This is a genomic window from Pantoea sp. USHLN298 (assembly GCF_037149395.1).
Classification (GTDB): domain Bacteria; phylum Pseudomonadota; class Gammaproteobacteria; order Enterobacterales; family Enterobacteriaceae; genus Pantoea; species Pantoea astica.
Genome location: NZ_JBBCRO010000001.1, coordinates 188,708 through 204,443, shown reverse-complemented (window position 1 = coordinate 204,443; position 15,736 = coordinate 188,708). Strand labels below are relative to the sequence as shown.

At 58.6% G+C, this 15,736-nt stretch carries 15 protein-coding genes; 9 read left to right on the top strand and 6 right to left on the bottom strand.

Features of this window, described 5'->3' with window-relative positions; genetic code table 11:
* Positions 1-25 precede the first annotated feature (25 nt).
* The 4 genes from WFK59_RS01040 (at position 26) to WFK59_RS01025 (ending at position 3,166) form a co-directional block, all read left to right on the top strand.
* Positions 26-799 carry an SDR family oxidoreductase gene (locus tag WFK59_RS01040; protein WP_336754818.1) on the top strand — a complete coding sequence of 258 codons (774 nt, stop codon included), beginning with the start codon at positions 26-28 and terminating at the stop codon, positions 797-799.
* Positions 800-878: 79 nt separating this feature from the next.
* Entirely contained in the window at positions 879-1,736 is an 858-nt protein-coding gene (locus tag WFK59_RS01035; protein ID WP_336754817.1) for a co-chaperone YbbN, read from the top strand.
* Between the two features lie 57 nt (positions 1,737-1,793).
* Entirely contained in the window at positions 1,794-2,708 is a 915-nt protein-coding gene (locus tag WFK59_RS01030; protein ID WP_233985074.1) for an SPFH domain-containing protein, read from the top strand.
* Entirely contained in the window at positions 2,708-3,166 is a 459-nt protein-coding gene (locus tag WFK59_RS01025) for an NfeD family protein (RefSeq protein WP_336754816.1), read from the top strand. The genes WFK59_RS01030 and WFK59_RS01025 overlap by 1 nt, the downstream gene beginning before the upstream one ends.
* Here the strand turns inward: WFK59_RS01025 and cueR are convergent.
* On the bottom strand, positions 3,142-3,558 hold the full coding sequence (gene cueR, locus WFK59_RS01020; protein ID WP_233985076.1) for a Cu(I)-responsive transcriptional regulator: 417 nt from the start codon (positions 3,556-3,558) through the stop codon (positions 3,142-3,144). The genes WFK59_RS01025 and cueR overlap by 25 nt on opposite strands.
* A gap of 97 nt (positions 3,559-3,655) precedes the next feature.
* Here cueR and copA point away from each other — a divergent pair, with 97 nt between their 5' ends.
* From copA to ybaK, 3 genes are all read left to right on the top strand, one after another.
* Positions 3,656-6,172 carry a copper-exporting P-type ATPase CopA gene (gene copA, locus WFK59_RS01015; protein WP_336754815.1) on the top strand — a complete coding sequence of 839 codons (2,517 nt, stop codon included), beginning with the start codon at positions 3,656-3,658 and terminating at the stop codon, positions 6,170-6,172.
* 69 nt (positions 6,173-6,241) lie between these two features.
* On the top strand, positions 6,242-7,045 hold the full coding sequence (locus WFK59_RS01010; RefSeq protein ID WP_336754814.1) for a TraB/GumN family protein: 804 nt from the start codon (positions 6,242-6,244) through the stop codon (positions 7,043-7,045).
* 175 nt (positions 7,046-7,220) lie between these two features.
* On the top strand, positions 7,221-7,700 hold the full coding sequence (gene ybaK, locus WFK59_RS01005) for a Cys-tRNA(Pro)/Cys-tRNA(Cys) deacylase YbaK (protein WP_233985079.1): 480 nt from the start codon (positions 7,221-7,223) through the stop codon (positions 7,698-7,700).
* Here the strand turns inward: ybaK and WFK59_RS01000 are convergent.
* A complete protein-coding gene (locus tag WFK59_RS01000; RefSeq protein WP_233988213.1) occupies positions 7,697-8,566 on the bottom strand; it encodes a LysR family transcriptional regulator in 870 nt (289 codons plus the stop codon). The genes ybaK and WFK59_RS01000 overlap by 4 nt on opposite strands.
* Before the next feature lie 90 nt (positions 8,567-8,656).
* Between WFK59_RS01000 and WFK59_RS00995 the strand changes: the two genes are divergently transcribed.
* Complete coding sequence (locus WFK59_RS00995) at positions 8,657-9,088, top strand: multidrug/biocide efflux PACE transporter (RefSeq protein WP_336754812.1); 432 nt, start codon at positions 8,657-8,659, stop codon at positions 9,086-9,088.
* A gap of 33 nt (positions 9,089-9,121) precedes the next feature.
* On the opposite strand, the gene ushA is transcribed toward WFK59_RS00995, so the two are convergent.
* Complete coding sequence (gene ushA / locus WFK59_RS00990; RefSeq protein ID WP_336754810.1) at positions 9,122-10,888, bottom strand: bifunctional UDP-sugar hydrolase/5'-nucleotidase UshA; 1,767 nt, start codon at positions 10,886-10,888, stop codon at positions 9,122-9,124.
* Positions 10,889-11,172: 284 nt separating this feature from the next.
* Positions 11,173-11,343 (bottom strand): hypothetical protein, encoded by a 171-nt coding sequence (locus WFK59_RS00985; RefSeq protein WP_233985082.1) that lies wholly within the window; start codon positions 11,341-11,343, stop codon positions 11,173-11,175.
* A 20-nt stretch (positions 11,344-11,363) separates the two neighbouring features.
* Between WFK59_RS00985 and ybaL the strand changes: the two genes are divergently transcribed.
* Positions 11,364-13,058 (top strand): YbaL family putative K(+) efflux transporter, encoded by a 1,695-nt coding sequence (ybaL, locus tag WFK59_RS00980; protein WP_233985083.1) that lies wholly within the window; start codon positions 11,364-11,366, stop codon positions 13,056-13,058.
* Between the two features lie 277 nt (positions 13,059-13,335).
* Here ybaL and WFK59_RS00975 read toward each other — a convergent pair whose 3' ends face one another.
* Together WFK59_RS00975 and hemH are read right to left on the bottom strand one after the other, a co-directional pair.
* On the bottom strand, positions 13,336-14,637 hold the full coding sequence (locus tag WFK59_RS00975) for an inosine/guanosine kinase (protein ID WP_336754809.1): 1,302 nt from the start codon (positions 14,635-14,637) through the stop codon (positions 13,336-13,338).
* A gap of 55 nt (positions 14,638-14,692) precedes the next feature.
* Complete coding sequence (gene hemH / locus WFK59_RS00970; protein ID WP_094121395.1) at positions 14,693-15,652, bottom strand: ferrochelatase; 960 nt, start codon at positions 15,650-15,652, stop codon at positions 14,693-14,695.
* Positions 15,653-15,736: the final 84 nt, after the last annotated feature.

Genomic DNA, 15,736 nt, shown 5'->3' with positions numbered 1-15,736 from the left:
ACAGGCGTGCAAAAAGGGTAAAGAAATGCAAAAAACCATCCTGATAACAGGTTGTTCCAGCGGTATTGGTCTGGTGGCGGCGCACGATTTACAGGCGCGCGGCTACCGGGTGATCGCCGCCTGCCGCAAGGCGGATGATGTGGCGCGCATGGAGACGCTGGGTTTTATCGGACTGCAGCTGGATCTCGACGCTCCAGACAGCGTCGATCACGCTGCCGATAAGGTCATCGCGCTCAGCAATAACTGTCTCGCCGGCCTGTTTAATAATGCCGGTTTTGGTCTTTATGGACCGTTACGCACCCTTTCTCGTCAGCAGCTGGAGCAGCAGTTTTCCAGTAACTTTTTCGGCGTTCATCAGCTGACGCTGCGGCTGATCCCCGCGCTGGCGGCCAGCGGCGATGGCCGGATTATTAATACCAGTTCGGTGCTCGGGCTGATCTCGACGCCGGGCCGGGGCGCGTACGCCGCCAGTAAGTATGCGCTGGAAGCCTGGAGCGATGCGCTGCGGCTGGAGCTGCGGAGCAGTCAGATCCGCGTCAGCCTGATTGAACCGGGCCCGATTCACACCCGTTTCACCGATAATGTGACCCAGGGCGAGCAGGATAAGCCGGTGCGCAATCCGGGCATTGCCGCGCGCTTTACGCTGCCACCGGAGGCCATTCTGCCTAAACTTCGTCATGCACTCGAGAGTAAACATCCACGTTTACGCTATCCGGTGACGCTGGTCGCACATGCCATGAGCCTGTTGAAACGCCTGTTGCCAGGCTGGATGCTGGATCGCATTTTGCGCAGTCATTAAGCGCCCGGCCTGATTAGAACTTGAAGCGCGGCCAGTCGGCCCCATATTCTTTAAACACTTTTTGCAAAGAGACTTCTCCATGTCACCACATGCTTCGATAATCGACATCAACGAATCTAACCTGCATCAGACGCTTGAGCAGTCGATGCAGCTGCCGGTGCTGTTTTACTTCTGGTCTGAGCGCAGCCAGCATTGCCAGGAGCTGACGCCGGTGCTGGAGCGGCTGGCGCAGGAGTATGCCGGCCAGTTTATTCTCGCCCGACTGGATTGCGATAAAGAGCAAATGGTGGCGTCGCAGTTTGGTCTGCGCTCGATTCCAACCGTCTATCTGTTCCAGAACGGTCAGCCGGTCGATGGCTTCCAGGGACCACAACCCGAAGAAGCGATTCGCGCCCTGCTGGAAAAAGTGTTGCCGCGTGAAGAGGAGCTGAAAGCTCAGCAGGCGATGGCGCTGATGGAAGAAGGCAAACCGCTGGAGGCGCTGCCGCTGTTAAAAGAGGCCTGGCAGCTAAGCAACCAGTCGAGCGAAATTGGCTTTCTGCTGGCAGAGGTGCTGATCACCCTGAGCCGCAGCGATGAAGCGGAAACGGTGCTGAAAGCCGTACCGTTACAGGATCAGGATACCCGTTATCAAAGCCTGATGGCGCAGATCGATCTGCTGAAACAGGCCGCAGATACGCCGGAGATTCAGCAGCTGCAATCTCAGCTGGAAGCCGACCCATCTAACGCCGGACTGGCTGCTAAACTCTCGTTACAGCTGCATCAGGTGGGTCGTAATGAAGAAGCGCTGGAACTGCTTTTCAGCTTCCTGAAATCTGATCTTAACGCTGCTGACGGCCAGGCGCGTAAAATGCTGCAGGAGATTCTGGCGGCGCTGGGAACCGGCGACGCACTCGCTGCCCGTTACCGTCGCCAGCTCTATTCCCTGCTCTACTAACGGCGGGACCACGGGCCGAAGCGACTCGGCCCGTTAATCTGACAACGCGGAGGTTGTATGATAACTGTAATTCCTGCTCTGATCGTGCTGGCGCTGGTGGCTGTCTGGGCGACCGTCAAGATTGTGCCACAGGGTTTTCAATGGACGGTTGAGCGTTTTGGCCGTTATACCCGCACGCTGCAACCCGGGTTAAGCCTGGTGGTGCCGTTCATGGATCGTGTCGGTCGTAAAATCAACATGATGGAACAGGTACTGGATATCCCCTCGCAAGAGATCATCTCTAAAGATAACGCCAACGTCACCATTGATGCGGTCTGCTTTATTCAGGTCGTTGACCCGGCGCGTGCCGCATATGAAGTCAGCAATCTTGAGCAGGCTATTCTGAACCTTACCATGACCAATATGCGCACCGTGCTTGGCAGCATGGAGCTGGACGAAATGTTGTCGCAACGCGACAGCATCAACACCCGCCTGCTGCATATCGTCGATGAAGCGACCAATCCGTGGGGCGTCAAGATTACCCGCATCGAGATCCGCGATGTTCGTCCGCCGCAGGAGCTGATCGGTGCGATGAATGCGCAGATGAAAGCGGAGCGGACCAAACGCGCCGATATTCTCACGGCGGAAGGGGTTCGCCAGGCGGCTATCCTGCGCGCCGAAGGGGATAAACAGTCGCAGATCCTGAAAGCCGAAGGGGAACGGACCTCGGCGTTCCTGCAGGCAGAGGCGCGGGAACGGCAGGCGGAAGCGGAAGCCAACGCCACCAAAATGGTCTCTGAGGCGATTGCCGCGGGCGATATCCAGGCGATCAACTACTTCGTGGCACAGAAATATACCGACGCGCTGCAAAAAATTGGCGAAGCCGATAACAGTAAAGTGGTGATGATGCCGCTGGAGGCAAGCAGCCTGCTCGGTTCGATTGCCGGCATCGGTGAACTGCTGAAAGCATCCCGTACCGAGTCGAAACGCTGATGCTGGTCGATATCATTGCCCATCCGCACTGGTTCTGGCTGACGCTGGGCGGACTGCTACTGGCAGCAGAGATGCTGGGCACCAGCGGTTATCTGCTGTGGAGCGGCCTGGCCGCGGTAATGGTCGGCATTATCGAATGGGTAATGCCGTTTAGCTGGACCGCTCAGGGCTCAATGTTTGCCGTTCTGACGCTGGTCTGCGTCTTTTTATGGTATCGCTGGATGCGCCATCGGGAAGCGCATCAGACGCCGAATGCCCTTAATCAGCGCGGCAGCCAGATGATTGGCCTGCAGTTAACGCTGGAGAGCGCGCTGCAGAACCGCACCGGCCATGTGCGAATCGGTGACAGCAGCTGGCGGGTAGAGGCAGAGCAGAATCTGCCAGCGGGCACGCCGGTCGAAGTGGTGGCGGTTGAAGGCATTACTCTGCGCATTCAGCCGCGCTTACCGCCCGGCTGAGAACAGCATCCGGCCAGATTATTGATGATTGGGCATTCGGCGCTGTCGTCGCCCGGACAGGCCTCGGCCAGCGCCAGTAAGCGTGCGCGCATCGCGTGCAGCTCTTCAATATGTGCCGCAATCTCATCGGCTTTCTGTAAGGTACGCGCCTTGACGTCGGCGCTGTGGCGCGACGGATTATTGAACAGCGCCACCAGTTCACGGCACTCATCCAGCGTAAAGCCAACCTGACGCGCCTGGCGCAACAGATTGAGTTCATCCAGATGGCGCATGCTGTAGCTGCGATAGCCATTTTCACTGCGCAACGGGGGCGTGACGACCCCCTTCTCTTCATAAAAACGAATCGCCTTGCTGGTCAGCCCGGTCTTTTTCGCCACATCGCTGATGTTCATTTTGTCCCCCTTGACCTTCCCCTTGATGGAAGGTTTATGCTTAATCATGAATCGAAACTGACCAACCGGTCAAATCTGATCACACAAGGAGTTCATCATGTCACAGACCATTTCTCTGGCCCTGGACGGTCTGTCCTGCGGCCATTGCGTTAAACGGGTGAAAGAGGCGCTGGAACAGCGGGACGATGTTGAGCAGGCAGAGGTTACCCAGCAGGAAGCGCGGGTTTCCGGCGCGGCCGATGCGGCAGCCCTGATCGCCACCGTCGAACAGGCGGGCTATCACGCCACGCTGAAAGCGGCTGACGCTTCCCCAAAGCCTGAGCCGTTGACAGCATCGGAGCCGCCGCCGGAGGCGCTGACAACGGATACGCTCTCCCGTCCGGCAGAAAAAAACGTTCCCGCTCACATGCTGCTGATTGACGGCATGACCTGCGCCAGCTGCGTCAGCCGGGTTGAAAAGGCACTGCAGCAGGTGCCCGGCGTCAGTCAGGCCCGGGTTAACCTGGGCGAACGCAGCGCGCTGGTGCTGGGCGAGGTCGAACCGCAACAGCTGGTCGCCGCGGTGGATGCCGCGGGTTACGGCGCGCAGGTGGTCGACGATGAGCAGGAGCGGCGTGAGAAACAGCAGCAGAGTTCACGTCGCGCGATGCGCCGTTTCAGCTGGCAGGCGGCAGTGGCACTGGTTTTTGGTGTGCCGCTGATGATCTGGGGAATGATGGGCGACAACATGATGCTCACCGCCAGCAACCACGGCCGCTGGCTGACGCTGGGCGTTATCACGCTGCTGGTGATGGTGATCACCGGCACTCATTTCTATCGCAGCGCCTGGCGCAGCGCGCGCAACGGCAGCGCTACCATGGACACGCTGGTGGCACTGGGTACTGCCGCGGCCTGGATCTACTCGTTCAGCGTGGTGCTGTGGCCCGACTTTTTCCCGGCGCAGGCGCGGCACCTCTATTTCGAAGCCAGCGTCATGATCCTTGGGTTGATCAATCTCGGTCATGCGCTGGAGCAGCGGGCGCGTCAGCGATCGTCAAAAGCGCTGGAACGTCTGCTCGATCTGACCCCGGCGCAGGCGCGACGGGTCGATCCTCAGGGCGATACGCTGATCCCGATCGATGCGGTGCAGGCCGGCATGACGTTGCGTCTGGTAACCGGCGATCGGGTGCCGGTCGATGGTGAGATCACCGCAGGCGTTGCCTGGTTCGATGAGGCGATGCTGACCGGCGAAGCGGTGCCACAAAGCAAAAGCCAGGGCGACGCGGTGTTTGCCGGTACCCTGGTTCAGGATGGCTCAGTGCAGTTTGAAGCCCGCGCAACCGGCAGCCACACCACGCTGTCGCGCATTATCCGGCTGGTGCGTCAGGCGCAAAGCAGCAAGCCCGATGTCGGCCGGTTAGCCGATCGCATCTCCGCGGTTTTCGTCCCGGTGGTGGTGGCGATTGCGCTGATCAGCGGCGGCATCTGGTACCTGTTCGGACCGCAGCCGCAGATCGCCTATATGCTGGTGATTGCCACTACCGTGCTGATCATTGCCTGTCCCTGTGCGTTAGGGCTGGCAACGCCGATGTCGATTATCGCGGGCGTAGGTCGTGCCGCCGAGCTGGGCGTGCTGGTGCGCGATGCCGATGCGTTACAGCGCGCCAGCCAGATCGACACGCTGGTGTTTGATAAAACCGGTACCCTGACTGCGGGTACGCCGCAGGTCAGCGAGGTGCGGGTCTGGGGTACAGCCAGCCGTAAGTCGGTATTACAGAGTGCCGCCGCGCTGGAGTTCTCCTCCGGTCATCCGCTGGCAAAAGCCATTGTTGCCGAAGCTGACCTGCAGAGTCCGCCTGCACTGGCACAATTTCGTACAATACGCGGCAAGGGCGTCAGCGGCATACTCGATGGCAGAGCACTGCTGCTGGGCAATGCCGCCCTGCTGCAGGAAAACGGAGTGGATTGCCAGCCCGCCGCAGCCGATATCGAACGCCTGACGCAACAGGGCGCGACGCCGGTGTTGCTGGCTGAGCAGGGCCAGTTGATCGGCCTGATCGCCCTGCGCGATGCCCTGCGGCCGGAGAGCGCAACGGCGCTGAAGCGGCTGCATCAGTCGGGTTATCGCCTGATTATGCTCACCGGCGACCATCAGAAAACCGCGCAGGCCATTGCGGCTGAGGTGGGGATTGATGAGGTGATCGCGGGCGTACTGCCGGAAGGCAAAGCCGCGGCGATTGCGCAGTTGCAGCAGCAGGGACGACGCGTTGCGATGGTCGGTGACGGCATTAACGATGCGCCGGCACTGGCCCAGGCTGAAGTGGGTATTGCGATGGGCGGCGGCAGCGATGTGGCGGTTGAAACCGCGGGCATTACCCTGATGCGCGCCGATCTCAACAGCGTGGCCGATGCGTTAGCGATCTCCTCAGCGACGCTGCGGAATATCCGGCAGAACCTGTTCGGCGCATTTATTTATAACAGCATCGGTATTCCGGTGGCGGCTGGCGTGCTCTATCCGCTGACCGGTACGTTACTCAGCCCGATTGTGGCAGGTGCTGCGATGGCGCTCTCCTCAATTACCGTGGTGGCGAATGCTAATCGCCTGCTGCGCTATCAGCCCCCGCGCCAGGATTAGCCGTTTCGGTGCTGTTTTTCAAAGCCTGAAGCCGCTAGCATGGGGGTTTAACATAGCGAAGGATCGGGAATGACAGGCAACGTTTGGCGCTCACTGCGCGGCTTTATCAGCCAACTCTTTCCCGCCAGTTATCGCTGGCCGTCCATGGATGTCCGGCTCGGCGATTGTCATCTGCACCTGGTGGGCAGCATTCATATGGGCACGCGGGATATGCAGCCGCTGCCTGCGCGGCTGCTGCGTCAGTTGCAGAAAGCGGATGCACTGATCGTCGAAGCGGATATTACTCAGGGTGGCTCACCGTTCGATCGCAGCGCAGAACGTCCACCGCTGGCTACCCGGCTGGATGACGCGGCTCTGCAGACGCTCACCGGCCTGTGTGATGAGATGAACCTGTCGATCGGTTCGTTTGACACCCTGCCCGCCTGGCAAATTGCACTGATGCTACAGGCGCAGCAGGCGCAGCGGCTGGGATTACGCCCCGACTACGGCATTGACTATCAGCTGTTGCAGGCAGCAAAGCAGTGGAACAAGCCGGTGATAGAGCTGGAGGGCGCTGAGGCGCAGATCGCCCTGCTGAATACCCTGCCGGATGATGGTATGGCGCTGCTGCAGGATACGCTGACCCACTGGCATACCAACGCCCGGCTGCTGCAGATGATGGTGAGCTGGTGGCTGGATACGCCGCCGCGTCAGCCGCAGATTGCGCTGCCCGCGACCTTCAGTCAGGCGCTGAATGATACGTTGATCGGTCAGCGTAATGCGCAGTGGCGGGATAAACTGCAGGCCTTAGCGGCGGGGGAATATGTGGTGGCAGTTGGTGCGCTGCATCTTTACGGTGAGGATAACCTGCCCGGGATGCTGAAGAAGCCCTGAAAAAAAGAGAGCCGGTAATGTTACCGGCCCGTCAAAGAGGAATTTGTTTATGATTTTGGTTATCGCTCAGCAATCAGATTGCTGGCGCGCGGCCAATTCTCGCCCAAAGCACAAATTTTCGCCACCTTTATTCATTCATCAGTGGTAATAAGATTTTTCTCAGGAAGGGACCGGTATGACACCTGCGGTAAAATTGCTGGAAAAACAAAAAGTCAGCTTCACTCTGCACCCCTACGAACATGACAGTCACGAAACCCACTTTGGCGATGAGGCGGTGCGGAAACTGAATCTGGACGCACGTCAGGTGTACAAAACGCTGCTGGTGGCGCTGAATGGTGAAGCGAAACAGCTGGCGGTGGCGGTTACGCCGGTGTCGACCCAGCTCGATCTGAAAAAAGTCGCGAAAGCACTGGGCGCGAAAAAGGTGGATATGGCCGATCCGCTGCAGGCGCAGCGGGTGACCGGCTACCTGGTGGGCGGCATCAGCCCGCTGGGCCAGAAGAAACGGCTACCCACGGTGATCGATATTTCTGCTGCTGACTTTGCCACCATTTTTGTTTCCGGCGGCAAGCGCGGGCTCGATATAGAACTGGCACCCCAGGACCTGGCCCGCCTGCTGGCTGCGCCGCTGGCGGACATTGCCCGCCACGATTAAACCCGCGGCTGAGCGCACAGCTGATCGATCATCCAGCGTCCCGCCGGGCCCGGCGGGTTTCGGCGCGACCAGATCACCTCAACCGCGATATGCTGCGGCCAGCCCGGCAGTGGCAACTCCTGCAACACGCCGTGGCCAAACTGCTTTACCAGCCAGCGCGGCAGGATGCTCCAGCCAAAGCCCTGCTCCGCCATCTCCAGCAGGAGCAAATAGGTGGGCGCTGACCAGACCCGCCCCAGTGAGATCGGTTCCCGCTGCTCGACCCAGGTGTTCAGCCGCAGATGTCGTACCTCTTCAAGCTGACTTTCACTGACGGCGTTGAGCGTCGCCAGTGGATGATCGCGATGCAGATAGACGGCCATTTCCGCTTCCACCTGCAACCGTGCCACGGCGATATCCGCCGGCAGCGCGGGCTGCGCCCGGACCACGCCAAGGTGAACGCGTCCGGCCTGCAGCAGATCCAGCACATCGCCATCCTCTGCAATCATGCACTCCAGCTCAATCTCCGGGTAGCGCGCGTCAAACTGCTTGAGCAGATGTTCGTGATGATCCGTTTGCCAGAAGTCGGAAACGGCAAAACTTAATCGGGGCTCGACGCCCTGCGATAAACGTATCGCCAGCGCATCGAGCCGTTCACTGGCTGCCAGGATCTGCTGCACCTGCGGCAGGGCGCGTCGTCCCTGCTCGGTTAATATTGGCTGGCGTCCGCCACGATCAAACAGCACAAAGCCGAGATCGTCTTCTAAATTCGCTACCGCCGCACTGATGGTGGACTGGCTTTTTCCCAGCGCGCGGGCGGCGGCTGAAAACGAGCCGCTGGTGACGGTCTGAACAAACGCCTCAAGGGATTCCGGGGAGTAACGCATCTTATCCATCGCTTTTTCCGATAGGTATTCATTTTATTCTAGCATCCGGTGGTGAGAGAATGCGTGGCATAAACGAAGGAGAATGAAGCAATGCGTACCCGCTCAATCAAAGAACGTATTTTACATGCCGTCTGTTTTGAAACGCTGGCGATCCTGACCGTGTCGCCGCTGGCCGCCTGGGTAATGAATAAGCCGCTGTTTCAGATGGGATCGCTGGCCATTATGTTGTCCACCGTCGCCATGCTGTGGAACATGATCTACAACAGCGGATTTGATCGACTGCATCCGCCGGGACAGAAGCGCAGCGCTGGCGTGCGCGTGCTGCACGCGCTGGGATTCGAAGGAGGATTTATTCTGATCGGCCTGCCGATTGCCGCCTGGATGCTGGATATTTCACTGTGGCAGGCTTTCCTGGTGGAAGTGGGCTTCTTCCTGTTCTTCCTGCCTTACACCATGGGCTATAACTGGATCTGGGATAAACTGCGCGAGCGCTGGATCAGCCGTAAATCCTGTCAGGCATAAAGAAATCGGGAGGCGCTATGCCTCCCGAAACGTTCAGTGGGCGCGGGCTGTTTCATTCCCCCACGGCCAGATCCACGCCAGAATCATTTTGGGGTAGTTGCGTTTACGCGCTTTCTCCGCCGCCTCATCACGTTGCCTGATCTGCTCATCGGTAAGATGCACAACCTGGCCTTGTGGCTGATAGTCGCTGGCTTTGACCGGTGAGTGTGCCTTGATAAAGTCGCGCAGCACCTGCGCATCCAGCGCGCCGCTGTTAACGTAACCGGCATGGTTATCCAGTCGTGGATAGCCGTCGCCGCCCGCCGCATTAAAGCTGTTGGTGGCCATGCGATAGTGCTGTGTATCCTGCAGCGGCTTGCCGTTGATACGGATATTGCTGGCCTCTTTGCCGTCAGCCGTCAGGCTGATGCCCGCAAACTGGGCGTAGCCGCCTGAGTCAGACTGGATATTGGCGACCACCGCCAGATATTTTTTGATCTCCGCACCGGTCAGGCTCACCGACACTACCTGATTGCCAAACGGCTGGACCTGCAGCAGATCGCGCCAGCTCAGTTTGCCCGATTTCAGAGAAGTTCGGATACCGCCGCCGCTCATCACCGCAAAGTCCGCTTTAGTGTGCGCCATCTGCGCGCGTAAAATCAGCTGGCCGAGATTGGTCTGCTCAAAGCGCACCTGCTCTTTTTCGCCATTAAAATCTCCCACTATGCTGCCAACGTTGACGGTCAGCTTCGCCTCAGCCCGTTTCTGAAACGGCATCAGCAGCTTCATCATGGCGCTGTTTTTCGGGATCTCCTGCTGCCAGGTGAGCCAGGTTTCGCTGCCGTCTGCGTTTTTCACCAGATGTTTGAGATTAACCGGCACCAGCTGGTAGGACTCCAGCGTCACCTGACCATTACGGAAGGTGAAATCGCCGCGCCCGACATATTTGCCCCATTTCTCTGCCTGCATAATCCAGATGCCGTTCTGTTTATCGGGCTGGCAGGGCTGACCCGGCTGATAATTTTTTACGCTGACGTTCTCTTTTTCCATGCAGACCGCATCATGCGAGTGACCGCCGACAATCAGGTCAAGGGTCCCGGCCGGCAGGCTGCGCGCCAGGGTAACATCACCGATACCGTTGCTGCCGTGTTTGCCGTCGTCGTAGTGGCCCAGATGCGTCAGTGCGATAATCACGTCCGGCTTCTCGGTGGCGCGTAACTCAGCCACCGCTTTGACCGTCTCGGCGACGGGATCACGAAATTCGATATCGGTTAAGCCGGCCGGATTGGCCAGCCGTGCCGTATCAGGCGTGATCAGCCCCAGCACCGCAATTTTCAGGCCGAGACGATTGAACACCGCCCAGGGTTTGAACATCCGCTCGCCGCTGCTTTTCTGGTAGACGTTGGCGGCCAGCAACGGGAATCGCGCCCACTTCTCCTGCTTGCGCAGCACCGCAATCGGCTTATCAAATTCATGATTGCCGAGCGCCATCGCATCGTAGCCAATCAGGTTCATGCCACGGAAATCGGGTTCGGCATCCAGTTCATCCGACTCCGGCACGCCGGTATTTACGTCACCCGCCGAGAGAATTAACGCGCCACCGCCTTTGGCCTGCACCTCGTAGCGCAGGCTATCCATCAGCGTTTTCTGTGCTGCCAGACCATATTCACCCTGCGGATTAAACCAGAAGTGACCATGTTCATCATTGGTGTGCAGCAGGCTAAAACGGTACGTGCGGTCTGGCTCTGCAGCCTGAGAAAACAGCGGCATTAACGCCAGTACCAGCGCACCGCCCAATCCTGCCCATCGTGATAACAACACCGTTAATCTCCTTATTTCTCTCTGGCCGGTTTCTCTCTACGGGTTCGCTGACCGGACTGCCCCACTGTTTCGCACATTATTCTGATGAACTCAAGGCCAACGCACACTGGGTGCGCGATTAACCCTAACCGGGGGCGCGTTTTCAGCGCGCCGTAAGCGGGCCCGGCAGGCTGAATCGTGAACTCCAGCGCAAAACCGCGCCAGGATAAGGTTTATCAGGCGGCCAGGCGCATTTTCCGGTTATTCGCGTCACGCTTAGGGCATTTAACGGCATGATTTTTTATTTAGCCGGCCCTTGATAAAGCGTCAATCCGGCCCATATTCTCGATAATCAGCCAAAACAGGCTTTCTGTTGCGTTTTCATCTCTTTTAATCGTTTTTTTCTGCTCTTCCCGCAAATTGCTCAGCGAAAGCGCCTGTTTTGCATTAAACTCATTTGTTACAAGCGGATACATTTATATACAAGGAGACAGGCATGCATCACACCACACCGTTGATCACCACTATTGTCGGGGCGCTGGTTCTGGCCTTTCTCCTTGGGATGCTGGCAAACCGCCTGCGTATTTCACCGCTGGTCGGCTACCTGCTGGCGGGCGTGATGGCCGGCCCCTTTACGCCGGGTTTTGTCGCGGATACCAATCTCGCGCCGGAACTGGCGGAGCTGGGCGTGATCCTGCTGATGTTCGGCGTTGGCCTGCATTTTTCTATGAAAGATCTGATGTCGGTAAAGTCGATCGCCATTCCCGGTGCCGTCGCGCAGATCGCGGTAGCGACGTTACTGGGAATGGGGCTGTCATGGACGCTGGGATGGTCGTGGATGACCGGTCTGGTGTTTGGCCTCTGTCTCTCTACCGCCAGTACCGTGGTGTTACTGCGGGCATTAGAAGAGCGCCAGCTGATTGATAGCCAGCGCGGCCAGATCGCCATTGGCTGGCTGATTGTTGAAGACCTGGTGATGGTGCTGACGCTGGTACTGCTGCCCGCGATTGCCGGCATGATGGAACAGGGGAACGCCAGCGCCGGTTTGCTGGCGTGGGACCTGCTGTGGACCATCGGTAAAGTCGCCGCCTTTATGATACTGATGATGGTGGTCGGCCGCCGCGCCGTGCCCTGGATTCTTGCCCGCAGCGCCGCCACCGGCTCACGCGAGCTGTTTACGCTGGCGGTGTTAGCGCTGGCGCTGGGGATTGCCTTTGGCGCCGTTGAATTTTTCGATGTCTCATTCGCGCTCGGCGCCTTCTTTGCCGGTATGGTGCTGAACGAATCTGAACTGAGCCATCGTGCCGCCCGGGATACCCTGCCGCTGCGCGACGCCTTTGCCGTGCTGTTCTTCGTCTCGGTCGGTATGCTGTTTGATCCCGCCATCCTGGTGACGCAGCCGCTGGCGGTGCTGGGCGCGCTGGTGATTATTGTGGTGGGGAAATCGATGGCCGCCTGGCTGCTGGTGACGCTGCTGGGCCACTCCCGCCGCACCGCCTTAACTATCTCGGTCAGTCTGGCGCAGATTGGCGAGTTCGCCTTTATTCTCGCCGGACTCGGCATCTCGCTCGGCCTGCTCAGTGATGAAGGACGCAATCTGGTGCTGGCGGCCGCGATCCTGTCGATCATGCTCAACCCGATTCTGTTTACCCTGCTGGAGCGTTTTCTGGCGAAAACCGAAACCATCGAGGAGCAGACGCTGGAAGAAGCAATCGAGGAAGAGAAGCAGATTCCGGTGAATTTCTGCAATCATGCGGTGATTGTCGGCTATGGCCGGGTCGGTAGCCTGATCGGCCAGAAGCTGATTGAGGCCAACGTGCCGCTGGTGGTGGTTGAAAATTCCCGTCCACGCGTCGAAGCGCTGCGCGAGCAAGGGATTAAAGCGGTGCTGGGCAATGCGGCACGCGCTGAAACCATGGAGCTGGCGCGGCTCGATTGCGCCCGCTGGCTGTTGCTGACCATCCCGAATGGCTATGAAGCGGGCGAAGTGGTCACCGCCGCGCGCGAGAAGCATCAGAATATCGAGATTATCGCCCGCGCCCACTATGACGATGAAGTGGAATACATCATGGAACGCGGCGCAACCCGCGTGGTGATGGGCGAACGTGAGATCGCCAGCAGTATGCTGCAAATCCTGCAGGATGAGATGACGCAGGGCGAAGATTTACAGCCCTGCGATGTCGTGCGCTGATTCATCTGGCCCGGCTAGCTGTGAGACCGTGACGGCACAGGGAACAGGGTCAGATCGGAAAGACGCTAAAGCCAATCCATGACCTGCCCGGCCCGCCCGATTACGCACCTCATCCCTGAGGTGCGCCCGTTGCCGGGCCAACGCGTAGCGTTTTTATCCAGGCGGCGGGACGCTTTCCTCCTCTGACCCCGTTCCCTGCGCGTTGAGCTAATCCATCGCTGCCAGATTAAACCTGATTTGAGTTTGCCAACTGTCTGCCGCGCGGCAGCTGCCCGCTTTACCGATCCCAGTAGGACTCTTCCAGGCTGTCTTCCCGCTCCGGTAAGCCACGGGTTAAGCGTGGTGAATGCTGATTCAGCACCTGATAGCTAACGCGGTTGGCATACTTACACACCTGCGCCAGCGACGAATAGGTCAGATACGGACGCGCATGTTTGCTGGAGTTAGGGACGTTGAGGCGATGGTAGTTGTTGGCGGTAATGTCATGCAGTAACGCCGCCAGCGCGCCATCCCCGGCACCGTTGGTATTCATGATCTTCTCCGGTCCGCCCATGTAAGGCGCAATGTGCGAGAAAATCCGCAGCGGTTGCTGGCAATCCTGCTGGCGCATCACCCGGCTGAACTCATACTGGTTAAACTCAGCGATAGCGCCCGGCAACAGCGGATGGTTGGTTTTCCGTTTGAATTCGTCTTCGGTATAGCCCGCCATATACAGCCCGGTTGGTCCGGCGGTACAGAGCACCAGGTCGACCCACTCCAGCGCCATATCGGAGGCCAGCAGCGGATCGGCTTCGCCGGTCAGCGCCAGCGCTTCCTCTTCATTCATTGCCACGATCGTAACGTGCTCGCGCAGGAAGTCGCGCCAGAACTGCGGGTTATCGCCAATCACATGTTTGGTTCCCAGCGTCAGCACCACCGGCACATTATGACGTTTGGCGTACTCAATCGCCCGTAAGGTGGCCTGCGGCATCGGCTCGCCTTCCGCACAGCGCACCAGATAAGAGGTCAGCACCAGCGCCGAGGCTCCGGCAATCACCTCTTCCGGCACATTATCGGGATGCAGCTGGTTCATCTGGCCCGGGCTGATGGCGAAGGTTCGCTCACCGTTCTCACTAATCAGCGTAAAGCAGCGGCCAATCGCGCCGTCTACGCCCTGCAGGTAGTTGAGATCCATCCGGCTGGAGGTATTACACAGATAGCGATAGGCGTAGCCACCGATCTGGATGTTGTTGCACATCACGCCCAGCAGCACCGATCGATCATCGGCCAGCACCGAGAAGTTGTGCAGGGTATTGCCAATGGTACCGCCGGCAAACTGATGGGTAATCAGCGCATCGCGCATCAGTTCGTTGTAGAGCGCTTCCGCCACCGCATCGTCAATCACCAGTGAATGGCCGGCACTGAGGCCATAACGGGTCAGGAAAGCCTCATCAACTTTCGCTTCGATATCGACCAGCGTCTGATCGATACCAACCACCCAGCTTCCGGCGTCAACGTCGTGTTGAGCAGGCTGTAACAGGGGATCGCGTGCGCTGACCGGGAAGTAGTGTTTGGATTTGCGTTTGCCGGGAAATTTCATGGGAATGCCGTCTGGAAAAACAGGCAGAGAATGATATCACACTCTCTGCCTTCGCTTAACGGCGTGCGCTGACCAGCTGGACCATCATTTCAATGTGGGCTTCGTCGGCGTTCAGGGCCGGAATGTACTCAAACTTCTCACCACCGGCGTGCATGAAGATTTCGCAGTTTTCACCGCTGATCTCCTCCAGCGTCTCCAGGCAGTCTGAAGAGAAGCCGGGGCTCATCACCTGTACGTGTTTGATCCCTTTGGCCGGCAGGCTTTTCATGGTTTCGTCGGTGTAGGGCATCAGCCAGGGTTCACGGCCAAAGCGCGACTGGAAGGTCAGCATGAACTGATCTTCTCGCAGACCAAGCGCTTTGGTCAGTGCCGCGGTAGTGTCGGCACAGCGCTGAGGATAGTCATCGCCTTCATTAGCGAAGCGCTGCGGGATACCGTGGAACGACATCACCAGCAGATCGGGCTGACCGTGACGCTCAAAAGAGCGTTCGACAGAGGCCTTCAGCGCCGCAATATAGGCAGGATGCTCGGCGTAGTCGCGAATAAACTGCACTTCGGGCAACGAACGGTAATCTTTGAATACCGCGGTTAATCCATCCCACACCGCTGCCACCGTTGAGCAGGAGAACTGCGGATAAAGCGGCAGCACGATCAGGCGCGTCACGCCCTGCGCCATCAGCTTATCCACCGCGCTTTTCATGCTGGGATTACCGTAACTCATGCCAAGTTCGACCGGCATATCCACGCGCGCCGCCAGCGCATCACGCTGACGCTGGCTGTATACCAGCAGTGGCGAACCGCCTTCCATCCAGACTGAGGCGTAGAGCTTCGACACGCGCGGCGAGCGAAACGGCAGCACGACACCATTCAGAATCGGCCACCAGAGCCAGCGCGGGGTATCGACCACGCGAGGATCGCTTAAAAACTGTTTCAGATAGCGTTTAACAGCAGGTGTGGTTGGGGCGTCTGGCGTACCTAAATTAACCAGTAACACGCCGGGCTTATCTTGCCTCATTGTGATTCCTTGATGACGACGGGGATGCGTGAAAACGAGGAAATTGTAGCGGAATTAGTGGGAGGTAAAAGCAATTACTGCAAA

What these genes read in the sequence shown, in the direction of transcription:
- WFK59_RS01035 (WP_336754817.1), top strand. Translation starts at nt 879, where the DNA reads ATGTCACCACATGCTTCGATAATCGACATCAACGAATCTAACCTGCAT.
- WFK59_RS01040 (WP_336754818.1), top strand. Translation starts at nt 26, where the DNA reads ATGCAAAAAACCATCCTGATAACAGGTTGTTCCAGCGGTATTGGTCTG.
- WFK59_RS00975 (WP_336754809.1), bottom strand. Translation starts at nt 14,637, where the DNA reads ATGAAATTTCCCGGCAAACGCAAATCCAAACACTACTTCCCGGTCAGC.
- WFK59_RS01010 (WP_336754814.1), top strand. Translation starts at nt 6,242, where the DNA reads ATGACAGGCAACGTTTGGCGCTCACTGCGCGGCTTTATCAGCCAACTC.
- cueR (WP_233985076.1), bottom strand. Translation starts at nt 3,558, where the DNA reads ATGAACATCAGCGATGTGGCGAAAAAGACCGGGCTGACCAGCAAGGCG.
- ybaK (WP_233985079.1), top strand. Translation starts at nt 7,221, where the DNA reads ATGACACCTGCGGTAAAATTGCTGGAAAAACAAAAAGTCAGCTTCACT.
- WFK59_RS00985 (WP_233985082.1), bottom strand. Translation starts at nt 11,343, where the DNA reads ATGTATCCGCTTGTAACAAATGAGTTTAATGCAAAACAGGCGCTTTCG.
- ybaL (WP_233985083.1), top strand. Translation starts at nt 11,364, where the DNA reads ATGCATCACACCACACCGTTGATCACCACTATTGTCGGGGCGCTGGTT.
- WFK59_RS01000 (WP_233988213.1), bottom strand. Translation starts at nt 8,566, where the DNA reads ATGCGTTACTCCCCGGAATCCCTTGAGGCGTTTGTTCAGACCGTCACC.
- WFK59_RS01030 (WP_233985074.1), top strand. Translation starts at nt 1,794, where the DNA reads ATGATAACTGTAATTCCTGCTCTGATCGTGCTGGCGCTGGTGGCTGTC.
- WFK59_RS01025 (WP_336754816.1), top strand. Translation starts at nt 2,708, where the DNA reads ATGCTGGTCGATATCATTGCCCATCCGCACTGGTTCTGGCTGACGCTG.
- WFK59_RS00995 (WP_336754812.1), top strand. Translation starts at nt 8,657, where the DNA reads ATGCGTACCCGCTCAATCAAAGAACGTATTTTACATGCCGTCTGTTTT.
- copA (WP_336754815.1), top strand. Translation starts at nt 3,656, where the DNA reads ATGTCACAGACCATTTCTCTGGCCCTGGACGGTCTGTCCTGCGGCCAT.
- hemH (WP_094121395.1), bottom strand. Translation starts at nt 15,652, where the DNA reads ATGAGGCAAGATAAGCCCGGCGTGTTACTGGTTAATTTAGGTACGCCA.